Origin of the sequence: Aeromonas simiae (genome assembly GCF_000820125.1) — a bacterium.
Lineage (GTDB): Bacteria > Pseudomonadota > Gammaproteobacteria > Enterobacterales > Aeromonadaceae > Aeromonas > Aeromonas simiae.
This window is the reverse complement of record NZ_CDBY01000023.1, coordinates 111984-124718: the sequence shown is the minus strand read 5'-3', so window position 1 is coordinate 124718 and position 12735 is coordinate 111984. Positions and strand designations below refer to the sequence as shown.

The following is a 12735-nucleotide window of genomic DNA, read 5'->3' as shown; positions in this document are numbered from 1 at the left end:
TCTAACCGCAGCGTGCCCGCACGGCAACGTCAGCGCCGCTGCCAGTGTTGCCACAGCGCCAGCAAGAGGCGGGTCAACAGGTAGGCGAGCAGGGCGCAGAGCAGGCCGAGCAGCAGCGAGCCGAGCAGGAAGGGGGGCAGCAGGCGCTCGGCTTCCAGCTCGAACCAGCGCAGGCTCCACTCCAGCTGAAAATGCTGGGGGGGGATCCCCAACAGCTTGCAGCCGGTTTCGTAGGCGGCCAGGTACATCAATGGCAGGGTAGCCGGGTTGTTGAACCAGACCGCCACCAGCGTGAGGGGAAGATTGAAGCCGAGCCAGAGGGCGACGGCCACCGCGATCAAACTGTGCATCGGCAGCGGGATCCAGGAGGCAAAGATCCCCGCCGCCATGGCGCCACTGAGTGCCACCGGCGTCTTTTGCCACAGCCGAGGCGCCAGCAGGCGATCGCCAAACAGGCGGAACCACTTCTGTTGGCGCAAGGATTCACGGGTGATCTGAACCTGTTTGAACATCGCTTTCTCCCCTAAGAAGGGGCCAGTCTAGCGTCGGGCGGCCTCTTCGCCAATGCCTGCGGGTTTGCACAGGGTGTGATGGCCAAAGCGGCGCCACACTGGCGGCATGGATGCTCGCCTGCTCTGTTTCTGTCTGGCCGCCAGCTCGGCCCTGCTCTGGCCCCGCCTGCCGGCCTGGCCATGGGCGCTGCTGCCCCTGGCTATGCTGCTCGCCCTGCTGACGATGTCCGGGCGCTGGCGCGGCGGTGTGACGGCCCTGTGCCTCGGCCTGCTCTGGATGCAGGGATCGTTGCTGCTGCGTCTCGGTTGGCTTGATGAGTTGCCCGCAGACCGCGCCGTGACGATCGAGGGGACGTTGCTACGCCAGGAGCGCGCCGAGCCTGATTTTACCCGCCTGCTGCTGCGCCTTGACCGGCTGGGGACGCAGCGACGCTGGCCTGCGCCACTGATCCAGATATCGGCCTACCGGCCGCTGCCCGCGTGGCCCACCGGCAGCCATCTTATCCTGAGCGTCGCCCTTAAGCCTGCCCACGGCCTGGCCAATCAGGCCGGCTGGGATGGGCGGCGTAGCCTGCTTGGCAAGGGGATCTTGGCCACTGGCTCCTTGCGCGCCGTGATGGCGGTGATCCCGGCCCCCAGCCACTGGCGCGATCGCTGGCTGGGGGCGGCAGAGCGGGCGTGGCAAGGGCTGGCGACGGCGCCGCTGCTGCGGGCGCTGGTGTTTGGTGAGCAAGGGGAGATCAGCCGCGAGCAGTGGGATCTGCTGCGTGGTGCCGGGTTGACCCATGTGATAGCCATCTCGGGCCAGCATATTGCCATCGTGGCCGTGATCGGGTGGTGGCTCGGCGGCCTCTTTGGTCTGCGCGCCGCGAGCCTGGTGGCCTGCCTGCTCGCCGTGCTCTATAGCGCGCTTTCAGGTTTTGCCATCGCCACCGAGCGGGCGCTCATCATGGTGCTGTTGTGGAGCCTGCTGCGCCAGCTCAGGCGCGATTGGCCGGGGTGGCGGATCTGGTTGTGGGCCTTTGCCGCCCTGGTGCTGTGGGACCCATGGGCGCTCTGGTCCGCCGGTTTCTGGCTCTCGTTTCTGGCGGTGGCACTGCTGCTGGTGGCCGGTTTGATGTGGGGGCGCCCCAACTTGTGGCGCATCCAGTGGCTCATGATGCTCGGATTGCTGCCGCTTCAGCTCATGCTATTTGAAGGGGTGGCGCCACTGGCGCTGCTGCTCAACTTGCTGCTGCTCCCCTTGTTTGCGCTGATCATCATCCCCTGCGGCTTGGTGGCGGGCCTGCTTGCCCCATTCTGGAGTGGGGGGGCGGGGCTGCTCTTCTGGCTGGCCGATGCGCTATTGGGTCATGTGATGCAACTGCTGACCTGGCTCGATGCGGGGGCCAGACTCTGGTGGCCGCTACCTGCCGAGGGGGCATCGCTCTGCATTCCACTGCTGCTGGCCTTCACCGCCTGGCGATTACCCGGTGGGCGTTGGTTGCTGTTGCCCTCGGTGGGGCTGATGGGGCTTGCCCTTTGGCCATCCCCTGAGCGGGTCGAGATCAGCGTGCTCGATGTGGGGCAGGGGCTCTCCGTGGTGATCAGCAAAGGCGAGCGCGCCATGATCTTCGACACCGGTGACCGTTACCCAGGCGGGTATAACATGGCCGATGCCGTGGTGCTGCCCAGAGTGCGCCAGCGCGGGGTGCGGGTTGTCGACACCTTGATAGTGAGCCACAAAGACCGGGATCACGCCGGCAATCGGGCCGCGCTGCTGGCCGCATTGCCGGTGCGCCGTGAACTCTCCTCTCATCCGTTTGGCCCCTTGACCCACCCCTGCGTGGCAGGTCAAGCGTGGCGCTGGAGCGGGGTGGAGGTGGCGGTGCTCTGGCCGCCGCAGGGGGGGTGGCATGGCCCCTCGGCTCGCAACAACAACAGCTGCGTGCTGCGCCTTGCCGGAGCGGGGTGGAGCCTGCTGCTGCCGGGGGATATCGAGGCGCCGGCCGAGCGCGAGCTGGTGCGCCGGCATGGGGCGGGATTGGCGAGCACAGTGCTGATCTCGGCCCACCATGGCAGCCGCACCTCTTCGACCCCTGCGTTTGTGGCGGCGGTATCGTCGGATCTGGTGATCCACAGCGCCGGGTTTCAGAACCGCTGGCGTTTTCCGCGCCCCGAGGTGGTGGCCCGCTTTGAGGCGGCAGGAGCCAGGCAGTGGGTGACCGGTGTGGTGGGAGAGGTGCGGCTGACGGCAGGGGATAAGGGGCTCGATATTCGGGTCGAGCGTGAACACGGTCCCTGGTACCGACGCGGCGGAGCTTGGTGGAAACCGGCGCTTTGGCTAGAATAGCCTGTCATTTCAAATCACAAGCAGCTTCTTTCATGCAAGAAACCAGCAACCAGGCTAGTTGGCCTATCTTCAAGCGCCTGCTCGGCTATGTTCGCGATCGCAAGCTCGGACTCATCGGCGGCATCATCGGCATGCTCGGCTACGCCGCCGTTGACACCACCTTCGTCTACTCCATCAAGCCGTTGATCGACAAGGGGATCAATGGCAACGATCCGACCGTGCTCAAGTGGATGCCCTTCTTCGTGCTGGGCATAGTGGCGGTGCGCGGGGTGGCGAACTTCCTCTCCAACTACTGCATGGCCTGGGTCGGCAACCATGTGGTGATGCGCCTGCAACAGCAGGTGTTCAACCACATGGTGATCATGCCGCTGAGCTTTTTCGATCGGCAAAACACCGGTCATCTGCTCTCCAAGGTGACCTATGACGCGAGCCAGGTCTCCAACGCCGCCAGCAACACCCTGGTGACCCTGGTGCGCGAGGGGGCGACCGTTATCGGCCTGCTGGGATTGATGTTCTACCACTCTTGGCAGCTGTCGGTCATCTTCCTGATCGTCGGCCCTGTCGTTGGCGTGATCATCGGCATCATCAGCCGCCGTTTTCGCAAGATCAGCCGCCAGTTGCAGCATGCGGTAGGCAGCATCACCACCTCGACCGAGCAGATGCTCAAGGGTCATAAAGAGGTGCTGATGTTCGGGGGCCAGAAGGTCGAAGAGAAGCGCTTTTTCGATGTCAGCAACAACATGCGCCAGCAGACCATGAAGATGGTTGCCGCCGATGCCATCGGCAGCCCTGTGGTGCAGATGGTGGCCTCGGTTGCCTTGGCGGTCTTCCTCTACGTTGCGACCATCGACAGCGTGCGCGGCGAGCTGACCGCCGGTACCTTCACCGTCATGATCACCTCGATGATGATGCTGCTCAAACCGCTCAAAAGCCTGACCGACGTCAACAACCAGTTCCAGCGCGCCATCACCGCCTGCCAGAGCCTGTTCGGCCTGCTCGATACCGAGCCGGAGCAGGACAGCGGCACCCGCACCTTGGAGCGCGCTCGCGGCGAGATTGAGTTTCGCAACGTCACCTTCACCTATCCGACCAAAGAGAGCCCGGCGCTGCACGACGTCAGCTTCAAGGTGGAGGCGGGCAAGTCGGTGGCCCTGGTGGGGCGCTCTGGCTCGGGCAAGAGCACCATCGCCAGCCTCATTACCCGTTTTTATGACATCGATGAGGGGGAGATCCTGCTCGATGGGGTCAACATCCGCGATTACCGTCTGAGCGAGCTGCGCAAGCAGTTTGCCCTGGTCTCCCAGCAGGTACACCTGTTTAACGACACGGTGGCGAGCAACATCGCCTATGCCGCCGAAGAGCGCTACAGCCGCGCGCAGATCATCGAGGCGGCCCGCACCGCCCACGCCGATGAATTCGTGAGCAAGATGCCCCAGGGTTACGACACCGTGGTTGGCGAGAACGGGGCCTCCCTCTCCGGCGGTCAGCGCCAGCGTCTGGCGATTGCCCGTGCCCTGCTGCGCGATGCCCCTGTGCTGCTGCTCGACGAGGCCACCTCGGCGCTCGATACCGAGTCGGAGCGTCACATCCAGGCGGCCATCGACGAGCTCAGCAAACAGCGTACTTCCTTGGTCATCGCCCACCGCCTCTCCACCATCGAGAAGGCCGACGAGATCCTGGTGATCGACGAGGGGCGCATCGTCGAGCGTGGCAACCACGCCGAGCTGATGGCGCGCCAAGGCACGTATGCCCAGCTGCGGGCCATCCAGTTTGGTGAAAAGGGCTGATGATGGCCTCCCTTTGGTATGACAAGAGCCCCCTTCGCTGGGGGCTGTTGCCATTGGCGGGGCTGTTTGCCGCCGTCTCGGGGGCCCGCCGCGCGGCCTATCGCCTGGGGTGGTGCCAAGCCTATCGCTCAACGCTGCCGGTCATCGTGGTGGGCAACCTCTCGGTGGGCGGCAATGGCAAGACCCCTGTGGTGATCTGGCTGGTGGAGTCCTTGCGTGCCCACGGTTTTCGTCCCGGTGTGGTGAGCCGTGGTTACGGCGGCAAGGCTGCCGGCTATCCGCTGCGGCTGACCGGCGACACCGGCACCACCGAGGCGGGGGATGAGCCGGTGCTCATTCATCGCCGCTGTGGCTGCCCGGTGGCGGTCTCTCCCAAGCGGGCCGAGGCGGTGCGTCTGCTCGAGCAAAGCGGCGAGGTGGACATCATCGTCACCGACGACGGCCTGCAACACTATGGGCTGGCCCGCGATGCTGAAATCGTGGTGGTGGATGGGGTGCGCCGCTTTGGCAACGGGTGCCTGCTGCCGATGGGGCCGCTGCGCGAACCGCTGTCACGGCTGGCATCGGTTGACGCCATCATCTGCAACGGCGGTGAGCCGCAGCCGGGGGAGTGGGCCATGCGCCTGGTGCCCGATGCTCCGCGCCGAGTGCTGGATGACGCGCCCCCAACAGGGCCGCTCGGTCCGCGCGTCGATGCCTTGGCGGGGATCGGCCATCCGCCCCGCTTCTTTACCACCTTGCGCGAGCTGGGTTACGACCTGGTGCAGGCGCAGGGTTACCCCGATCACCACGGCTTTGACGAGGCCGAGCTGGTGGCCCGCTTTAACGAGCGGCCACTGCTGATGACCGAGAAGGATGCGGTGAAGTGCCGCGCCTTTGCCCGGCCGAATTGGTGGTATATTCCCGTGCGTGCCAACCTGCCCGAAGGGCTGCTCGGCACCCTCATGACATCCCTAAAGGAGTGACACAGTGGCTCTCGATCCGAAACTGCTGGATATCGTTGCCTGCCCGGTCTGCAAGGGCAAGCTGAACTATGACAAGAGCAAGCAGGAGCTGGTGTGCCGGTTCGATCGCCTCGCCTATCCGCTGGAGGAGGGGATCCCGGTGCTCTTGGAAAACCGCGCCCGCCATCTGCCGCTGGAAGAGCTGAACCCATGAGTTTCGTTGTCATCATCCCGGCCCGTTATGCCTCGACCCGCTTGCCGGGCAAGCCGCTGGCCGACATCCACGGCAAGCCCATGGTGCAGCACGTGGTGGAAAAGGCCATGCAGTCGGGGGCGGAGCGGGTGATCGTCGCCACCGATGACGCGCGGGTGCAGGCGGCGTTGGCCGGTAGCGGCGTCGAGGTGTGCATGACCTCGGCCGATCACCAGTCCGGCACCGAGCGGTTGGCCGAAGTGTGCCGTCTGTGCGGCTTTGCCGCCGACACCATCATCGTCAACGTGCAGGGGGACGAGCCGCTGATCCCGCCCGCCATCATCCGCCAGGTGGCCGACAATCTGGCGGCGGCCGATGCTCCGATGGCGACCCTGAGCGTGCCCATTCACGATGCGGCCGAGGCCTTCAATCCCAACGCGGTGAAGGTGGTGACCGATAAGGATGGCTATGCCCTCTACTTCAGCCGCGCCCCCATCCCTTGGGAGCGGGATCGCTTCGCGGCGAGCCACGAGGCGATTGGCCCCTGGTTCCAGCGCCACATCGGCATCTATGCCTATCGCGCCGGCTTTATCGAGCGCTATGTGCAGTGGGCGCCGAGCCAGCTGGAGCAGATAGAGGCCCTCGAACAGTTGCGGGTGCTCTGGTACGGGGAGAAGATCCACGTGGCCGAGGCGCTTGAGGCCCCGCCGGTCGGGGTGGATACTCAGGCGGACCTGGAAAAGGTGCGGGCACTGCTCGCTAAATGAGGTAAAAACGGCGCCAAAGGCGCTGTTTTTTTATGCATATCTGACGTGGCTTTTTGACGCTAATTATCTGATTTGTTGGGACGTGTCGGATCTTAGCGCACCCTGAAAGCCGGTGTTTGCCAAACGCATCAGTTTCGTTATGATGCAAGACAAGTGTGGTATGCCCGCCGGGCAATAAAAATATAAAAAGATGGGGTAATCCGGGTGATAAATGTATTTCTGGTCGATGATCATGAGCTGGTGCGTACCGGGATAAGACGCATCCTGGAGGATGTCCGCGGGATCAAGGTGGTGGGTGAGGCGCAAAGCGGTGAGCTGGCCGTGACCTACTGCCGCCAGAATCATCCGGATGTGATTCTGATGGACATGAACATGCCTGGCATCGGCGGACTGGAAGCCACCCGCAAGATCCTGCGAATTCGCCCGGATGTGCGCATCATAGTGCTCACCATCCATTCGGAAAACCCGTTCCCGACCAAGGTGATGCAGGCCGGCGCGGCCGGTTACCTCACCAAGGGCGCCGCCCCTGAGGAGATGATCCAGGCCATTCGTCTGGTGCACTCGGGCCAGCGTTACATCTCCCCGGAGATTGCCCAGCAGATGGCATTGAGCCAGTTTGCCTCCCATGACGAGAACCCCTTCAAGTCCCTCTCCGAGCGCGAGCTGCAGATCATGATGATGATCACCAAGGGGCAGAAGGTGAACGAGATCTCCGAGCAGCTCAACCTGAGCCCGAAGACGGTCAACAGCTACCGTTATCGGCTCTTTAGCAAGCTCGGCATCAACGGGGATGTGGAGTTGACCCACCTCGCCATTCGTTATGGCATGCTGGATGCCGATACCCTCTGAGCGGCAGTGGCAACGCAGTAAACAGCATAAGGAAGGCGGCCATGGCCGCCTTTTCCCTTGATGGAGCACCATGAGCGAGCAGTTTGACAGCAAGGCCTTTCTCAAGGTCGTGACCCACCAGAGCGGCGTTTACCGCATGTATGATGCGGGCGGCACCGTCATCTATGTGGGCAAGGCCAAGGATCTCAAAAAACGCCTCTCCTCCTATTTTCGCAAGCAGGTCGACAGCGCCAAGACCCGCGCCCTGGTCAGCCAGATCGCGGATATTCAGGTGACGGTGACCCACACCGAGACCGAGGCGCTGATCCTCGAGCACAACCTCATCAAGCAGTACCAGCCGCGCTACAACGTGCTGCTGCGCGACGACAAGTCTTATCCCTGGATCATCATCACCGATCAGCGCCACCCGCGCATCGGCGTGCACCGGGGTGCGCGCAAAATCAAGGGGGAGTATTTCGGCCCATACCCTTCGGGGGGGGCGGTGCGCGAGAGCCTGCACCTGATGCAGAAGATCTTCCCGGTGCGCCAGTGTGAAGACGCCGTCTATGCCAACCGCTCGCGCCCCTGCCTCATGTATCAGCTGGGGCGCTGCGCCGGCCCCTGCGTGGCGGGGCTGGTGAGCGACGAGGAGTATGCCCGCCAAGTCGATCTGGCCCGGCTGTTTCTGGTGGGCAAGGATCAGGAGGTGATCGGTCGGCTGGTGGAGCGGATGGAGAGCGCCAGCCTGGAGCTGCGCTTTGAGGAGGCGGCCCGGTTTCGCGATCAGATCCAGGCGCTGCGCCGGGTGACCGAGCAGCAGTCGGTTAGCGGCAACGTGCTCGATGATCTCGACGTGGTGGGGGTGGCCCAGAGCCAGGGCACGGCCTGCGTACACGTCTTGTTTATCCGTCAGGGTAAGGTGCTCGGCTCGCGCAGCTACTTTCCCAAGGTGCCAAGCGATACGCCGCTCGAAGAGGTGGTGCAATCTTTCCTGCTCCAGTTCTATCTTTCGGGCCAGTCGGGGCGGCAGATCCCCAGCGAGGTGCTGCTCGATGTGGCGCTTGAGGACGAAGAGGTGATCGCCGAGACACTGAGCCAGAGCGCCGGCTACAAGGTGCGGGTAGTGAGCCGCACCCGCGCCGATCGGGCGCGTTTTATCAAGTTGGCCAGCACCAATGCGCTGACCGCCTTGCAGTCACGGTTGGCCCACAAGAGCACCATGACCGAGCGGCTGCGCCAGCTCGAAGAGCTGCTTGAGCTCGAGCGCCCCATCGCGCGGATGGAGTGCTTTGACATCTCCCACACCATGGGGGAGCGCACCGTGGCCTCCTGCGTGGTGTTTGGCCGCGAGGGGCCCATCAGCGGGGAGTATCGCCGTTTCAACATCGAGGGGATCACTGGTGGGGATGACTATGCCGCCATGGAGCAGGCGCTGGAGCGGCGCTTTGGCAAGCAGCAGGATGCCGACAAGGTGCCCGATATCCTCTTCATCGACGGTGGCCTCGGCCAGTTGCGCCGTGCCGAGGAGATCCTCGCCTGCCACTTGGATAAGCTCAGCGGCAAGCAGCCGCTGCTGATCGGGGTGGCCAAGGGGGTCACCCGCAAGGCGGGCCTGGAGACCCTCATCATCGGCGAGAGCCACGAAGAGATGAACCTGCCGACCGACATGCCGGCGCTGCATCTCATCCAGCATATCCGCGACGAGTCGCACCGCTTTGCCATCACGGGGCACAGGGCGCGGCGCGCCAAGGCGCGGGTCACCAGCTCGCTTGAGGAGATCCCCGGCGTGGGCCCCAAGCGGCGACAGGCGCTGCTCAAGTACCTGGGGGGGTTGCAAGAGGTCAAACGTGCCGGGGTAGAGGAGCTGGCCAAGGTGCCGGGGATCAGCCTGGCCATGGCCGAAGCGATCCATGCCGCGTTTCACGGCGCAAACGGGTGACGCAGGCGGGTGGCAATGCCATAATGACCGGGCTGCCTTCGGGCGCATTTCCGAGCCAGCTCGGATCCCCGGCGCTGCGGCATTGCCGCCCATCGCCCTCGCTCTCTGTTGAAGTGGCTGACAATAATGACCAATATCCCCAACCTGCTGACCTACTTCCGGATCTTGTTGATCCCCTTCTTCGTCGTTCTGTTCTATCTGCCGTATCACTGGTCTTATATGGCGGCTGCCGTGGTGTTCATTCTGGCGGCGGTGACCGACTGGTTTGATGGCTATCTGGCCCGCAAGCTGAACCAGTCCACGGCTTTCGGGGCTTTTCTCGATCCGGTTGCCGACAAGATCATGGTGGCGGCCGCGCTGGTGGTCATTGTCGAGCACTACAACACGGTCTGGGTGACCATTCCCGCGCTGACCATGATTGGCCGCGAGATCCTCATCTCGGCCCTGCGTGAATGGATGGCGGAGATTGGCAAGCGCTCCTCGGTGGCGGTCGGCTGGATTGGCAAATGGAAGACCACCATCCAGATGGTGTCACTGACCGGGCTCATCTGGCAGTACGACATCTGGATGATCTGGTTGGCTTATCTGCTGCTCTATGTGGCGACCGTGCTCACCTTCTGGTCTATGTTTCAGTATCTGCGGGCCGCTTGGGCCGATCTCAGCTACCACTCTCGCTTCTGAGTGAGCAGGAGAGGGTGAACGGAATGACCCGGCTTGGCCGGGTCTTCTGTTTTTGCGCCCTTGGCGCCTCTTTTGGGGCAAAAAATGCTCGAACGATCAGTCAATTAACTTTTTTGGGTTGACTCAGTGCGGCAAGCCGATAGAATGCTGCGTCACAGTCAAGGCGAAAGCCGAAGACAGGCGGGAATAGCTCAGTTGGTAGAGCACGACCTTGCCAAGGTCGGGGTCGCGAGTTCGAGTCTCGTTTCCCGCTCCAATCTCTCGTTGAGAGCATGGCGCGTTAACAAAGCGGTTATGTAGCGGATTGCAAATCCGTTTAGTCCGGTTCGACTCCGGAACGCGCCTCCACATTCTCAGGGCCCGCAGAGCGGGCCCTGTTGCAATCAGTCTCTGCCCGGATGGTGAAATCGGTAGACACAAGGGATTTAAAATCCCTCGACCTTTGGTTGTGCGGGTTCGATTCCCGCTCCGGGCACCACGATTTAATGCTGTAATATCAGCATGTTAAAAAAGGCCACTCCAACGAGTGGTCTTTTTTGTTTATGCAGCGCACATCGCTGATGCCCATATTATGTCCACGCAGGTTTAGTCCACATCCGAAAGTCCATCGATGCTCACCTCGAGGCTCGCTTGAAGCAGAGGAGCAGGCTCCTACCCCATCAATGAGTGCCAGTTAAGCCGCATCGAGTGGGGCAACAGTGCCGCCACCTCGTGCGGCATCATGGCGTAGCGCGCTAGAGCGTCGCCGTTACAAACGATATTAAGAGCGCCAGAGCCGCATCTTCCCCAGAAAGGGGGAAGGTGCAGGTGGCGCTGCTGCTCTGGTTGAGCGCTGTTTGCCGCAGCGCCGCGGATGCCGTCAGCTGACCCCCCGCCAGATGTTGGGGGAGGGCACAGCTCGAGTAAAAAGCGGCCCCGCCTTAGGGCCGCCTTGGCAGCTGATCAGCCTAGGTCACCGCCGGCGACCGGCAAAATCGTGCCGGTGATGTAGCTGGCGTCACCGGATGCCAGAAACAAAATCGCCGACGCCTGTTCATCCAGGGTGCCGTAGCGGTGCATCAGGCTCGTGGCTCTGGTCTGATCCACCAGGGTTTGGTACCACAGCCCTTCCTGCTCATCCTGGGGAGCGGTATTGCGCGGGGTCAGCCGGGGTGGCGCCTCGGTGCCTCCGGGGGCGGTGGCGTTGACCCGGATCCCTTGCTCGGCATATTCAAAGGCCAGGTTGACGGTGAGGGCATTGACCCCCCCTTTGGCTGCGCCGTAGGGCACCCGCATCACGCCACGAGTGGCCACCGACGATACGTTGACGATGGCTCCCCCCTGCTGCGCCAGCATATAGGGCAGCACGGCCCGGCAGCACCACAGGGTAGGAAACAGCGAGCGCTGGATCTCCTTGTGGATCTGCTCCGGGCGGTAGTGCTCGTAGGGTTGAGCCCAGATGGTGCCGCCTACGTTGTTGATCAGGATATCGATGCGGCCAAAGCGCTCGTGCGCCTGGTTCATCAGGGTTTCAGCGCCTTCCCACGTTTCCAGATCGGTCTGCACGGCGATGACCTCGCGGCCCTGACGTTGCAGCTCGGCCGCCAGATCGTGCACATACTCCGCCAGATCAGCCAGTACCAGGCGGGCGCCTTCCGCCGCTGCCCGCTCGGCTACCCGCCGCCCTATGCCCTGGGCTGCGCCGGTGATCACCATGACCTTGTTGCTAAAGCGGGCGCTCATGCGACGTGCTCCGTGATGGCGACGATGCTGGGGCTGAACCGCTCGTAGTGAAAGGAGGCGGGCTCAATGCCCTGGTCACGAAAGTGTGTCAGCACGGCGTCCACCATGGGTTGCGGCCCGCACAGGTACACGTCCACCTCACCCTGTTCCATGAGAGCTTGCTCCATGTGGTGGGTCACATACCCCTTGTTCGGGTGGCGGCTGTTGGCGTCAGCCACCACCGTCTTGAAGCTGAACTGATCCAGTTCGGCTGCGCACTGCTCCAGTGCCTCGATACCCACCAGATCGTCGTCATGGGTGACGCCGTAGATAAGGTGCACCGGCTGCTTGCAGCCCGTCACCTTGAGCTGCGCCAGCATGGCCAGGAACGGCGCCAAGCCGGTGCCGCCAGCCAGCATCAGCACAGGGCGCACCACTGGGCGCAGGTAAAACACCCCCATGGGGCCGCTCAGCGTGAGGCGCTCGCCGAGCCTGGCCTGTCTCACCAGCCAGGTGCTCATCAGGCCGCCGGGGACGTTGCGGATCAAAAAGTGCAGCTCACGGCACCCCGGGCGGGAGCTGAAAGAGTAGGCGCGGGTTTCATGGCTGCCCGGTACCTGGATGTTGACGTACTGGCCGGGCAGGAAGTGGATGGGCTCATCGGCCACCACGCTCAGTGCGATGGCGGTGGGGGAGACCAGGGTGATCTCGGCCAGCGTGCCGCCAAAATCGGTGGTGCCGGTTTTGCACAGGGTGGACGCGGCCGGAATATCGACCACGCAGTCGCTGGAGGGAACCATCTGGCAGGTCAGGATGTTGCCTGCGGCCCGCTCCAGCTCGGTCAGAGCTGCGTCGATGTAGTCATGACCCAGCTCGAAGCTTCCCTGGCGGCAGCGCCCTTTGCAGGTGCCGCACACGCCGTCGGCGCAGTCCATGGGGAGCTTGATCCGGTTGCGATAGGCCGCATCCAGCACGGTTTCCCCTGCGTTGCAGCGGATAAAACGGGTCACGCCGTCTTCAAAGTTGAGGGCAATGTTGTAGCTCATGCTCT

General features: G+C 63.3%; 11 protein-coding genes and 3 tRNA genes. 11 read left to right on the top strand and 3 right to left on the bottom strand.

Annotation, left to right across the window (positions count from 1 at the left end; genetic code table 11):
* Positions 1 to 29: 29 nt before the first annotated feature.
* Positions 30 to 512: a DUF2062 domain-containing protein gene (locus tag BN1134_RS03505; protein ID WP_042045262.1), complete on the bottom strand. Its 483-nt coding sequence runs from the start codon at positions 510 to 512 to the stop codon at positions 30 to 32.
* A gap of 106 nt (positions 513 to 618) precedes the next feature.
* Between BN1134_RS03505 and BN1134_RS03500 the strand changes: the two genes are divergently transcribed.
* The 11 genes from BN1134_RS03500 to BN1134_RS03450 all read left to right on the top strand — a co-directional run bounded on the left by BN1134_RS03500 (position 619) and on the right by BN1134_RS03450 (position 10461).
* Positions 619 to 2844: a DNA internalization-related competence protein ComEC/Rec2 gene (locus BN1134_RS03500; RefSeq protein ID WP_042045260.1), complete on the top strand. Its 2226-nt coding sequence runs from the start codon at positions 619 to 621 to the stop codon at positions 2842 to 2844.
* Positions 2845 to 2876: 32 nt separating this feature from the next.
* Positions 2877 to 4631 carry a lipid A ABC transporter ATP-binding protein/permease MsbA gene (gene msbA / locus BN1134_RS03495; protein WP_042045259.1) on the top strand — a complete coding sequence of 585 codons (1755 nt, stop codon included), beginning with the start codon at positions 2877 to 2879 and terminating at the stop codon, positions 4629 to 4631.
* Positions 4631 to 5596 (top strand): tetraacyldisaccharide 4'-kinase, encoded by a 966-nt coding sequence (lpxK, locus tag BN1134_RS03490; RefSeq protein WP_042045258.1) that lies wholly within the window; start codon positions 4631 to 4633, stop codon positions 5594 to 5596. The genes msbA and lpxK overlap by 1 nt, the downstream gene beginning before the upstream one ends.
* A gap of 4 nt (positions 5597 to 5600) precedes the next feature.
* On the top strand, positions 5601 to 5789 hold the full coding sequence (locus BN1134_RS03485) for a Trm112 family protein (protein WP_042045257.1): 189 nt from the start codon (positions 5601 to 5603) through the stop codon (positions 5787 to 5789).
* On the top strand, positions 5786 to 6535 hold the full coding sequence (kdsB, locus tag BN1134_RS03480) for a 3-deoxy-manno-octulosonate cytidylyltransferase (protein WP_042045256.1): 750 nt from the start codon (positions 5786 to 5788) through the stop codon (positions 6533 to 6535). Before BN1134_RS03485 ends, kdsB begins: the two co-directional genes overlap by 4 nt.
* Positions 6536 to 6739: 204 nt before the next feature.
* The gene (gene uvrY, locus BN1134_RS03475) at positions 6740 to 7384 is read left to right on the top strand and encodes a UvrY/SirA/GacA family response regulator transcription factor (RefSeq protein ID WP_042045255.1); all 645 of its coding nucleotides are present in this window, start codon (positions 6740 to 6742) and stop codon (positions 7382 to 7384) included.
* Between the two features lie 70 nt (positions 7385 to 7454).
* On the top strand, positions 7455 to 9302 hold the full coding sequence (gene uvrC, locus BN1134_RS03470) for an excinuclease ABC subunit UvrC (RefSeq protein WP_042045254.1): 1848 nt from the start codon (positions 7455 to 7457) through the stop codon (positions 9300 to 9302).
* Between the two features lie 126 nt (positions 9303 to 9428).
* A complete protein-coding gene (gene pgsA, locus BN1134_RS03465; RefSeq protein ID WP_042045253.1) occupies positions 9429 to 9983 on the top strand; it encodes a CDP-diacylglycerol--glycerol-3-phosphate 3-phosphatidyltransferase in 555 nt (184 codons plus the stop codon).
* Between the two features lie 180 nt (positions 9984 to 10163).
* Positions 10164 to 10239 (top strand) — tRNA-Gly (locus BN1134_RS03460).
* Positions 10240 to 10257: 18 nt separating this feature from the next.
* A tRNA-Cys gene (locus BN1134_RS03455) sits at positions 10258 to 10331 on the top strand.
* Between the two features lie 44 nt (positions 10332 to 10375).
* Positions 10376 to 10461: transfer RNA gene (locus BN1134_RS03450), tRNA-Leu, on the top strand.
* Positions 10462 to 10925: 464 nt separating this feature from the next.
* Here BN1134_RS03450 and benD read toward each other — a convergent pair.
* Both benD and benC read right to left on the bottom strand, forming a co-directional pair.
* Positions 10926 to 11705, bottom strand: coding sequence for a benzoate diol dehydrogenase BenD (gene benD, locus BN1134_RS03445; protein ID WP_042045252.1), 780 nt, complete (start codon positions 11703 to 11705; stop codon positions 10926 to 10928).
* Positions 11702 to 12730 carry a benzoate 1,2-dioxygenase electron transfer component BenC gene (benC, locus tag BN1134_RS03440; RefSeq protein WP_042045250.1) on the bottom strand — a complete coding sequence of 343 codons (1029 nt, stop codon included), beginning with the start codon at positions 12728 to 12730 and terminating at the stop codon, positions 11702 to 11704. Before benC ends, benD begins: the two co-directional genes overlap by 4 nt.
* Positions 12731 to 12735: the final 5 nt, after the last annotated feature.

What these genes read in the sequence shown, in the direction of transcription:
- BN1134_RS03505 (WP_042045262.1), bottom strand. Translation starts at nt 512, where the DNA reads ATGTTCAAACAGGTTCAGATCACCCGTGAATCCTTGCGCCAACAGAAG.
- BN1134_RS03500 (WP_042045260.1), top strand. Translation starts at nt 619, where the DNA reads ATGGATGCTCGCCTGCTCTGTTTCTGTCTGGCCGCCAGCTCGGCCCTG.
- msbA (WP_042045259.1), top strand. Translation starts at nt 2,877, where the DNA reads ATGCAAGAAACCAGCAACCAGGCTAGTTGGCCTATCTTCAAGCGCCTG.
- lpxK (WP_042045258.1), top strand. Translation starts at nt 4,631, where the DNA reads ATGATGGCCTCCCTTTGGTATGACAAGAGCCCCCTTCGCTGGGGGCTG.
- kdsB (WP_042045256.1), top strand. Translation starts at nt 5,786, where the DNA reads ATGAGTTTCGTTGTCATCATCCCGGCCCGTTATGCCTCGACCCGCTTG.
- uvrC (WP_042045254.1), top strand. Translation starts at nt 7,455, where the DNA reads ATGAGCGAGCAGTTTGACAGCAAGGCCTTTCTCAAGGTCGTGACCCAC.
- pgsA (WP_042045253.1), top strand. Translation starts at nt 9,429, where the DNA reads ATGACCAATATCCCCAACCTGCTGACCTACTTCCGGATCTTGTTGATC.
- benD (WP_042045252.1), bottom strand. Translation starts at nt 11,705, where the DNA reads ATGAGCGCCCGCTTTAGCAACAAGGTCATGGTGATCACCGGCGCAGCC.
- benC (WP_042045250.1), bottom strand. Translation starts at nt 12,730, where the DNA reads ATGAGCTACAACATTGCCCTCAACTTTGAAGACGGCGTGACCCGTTTT.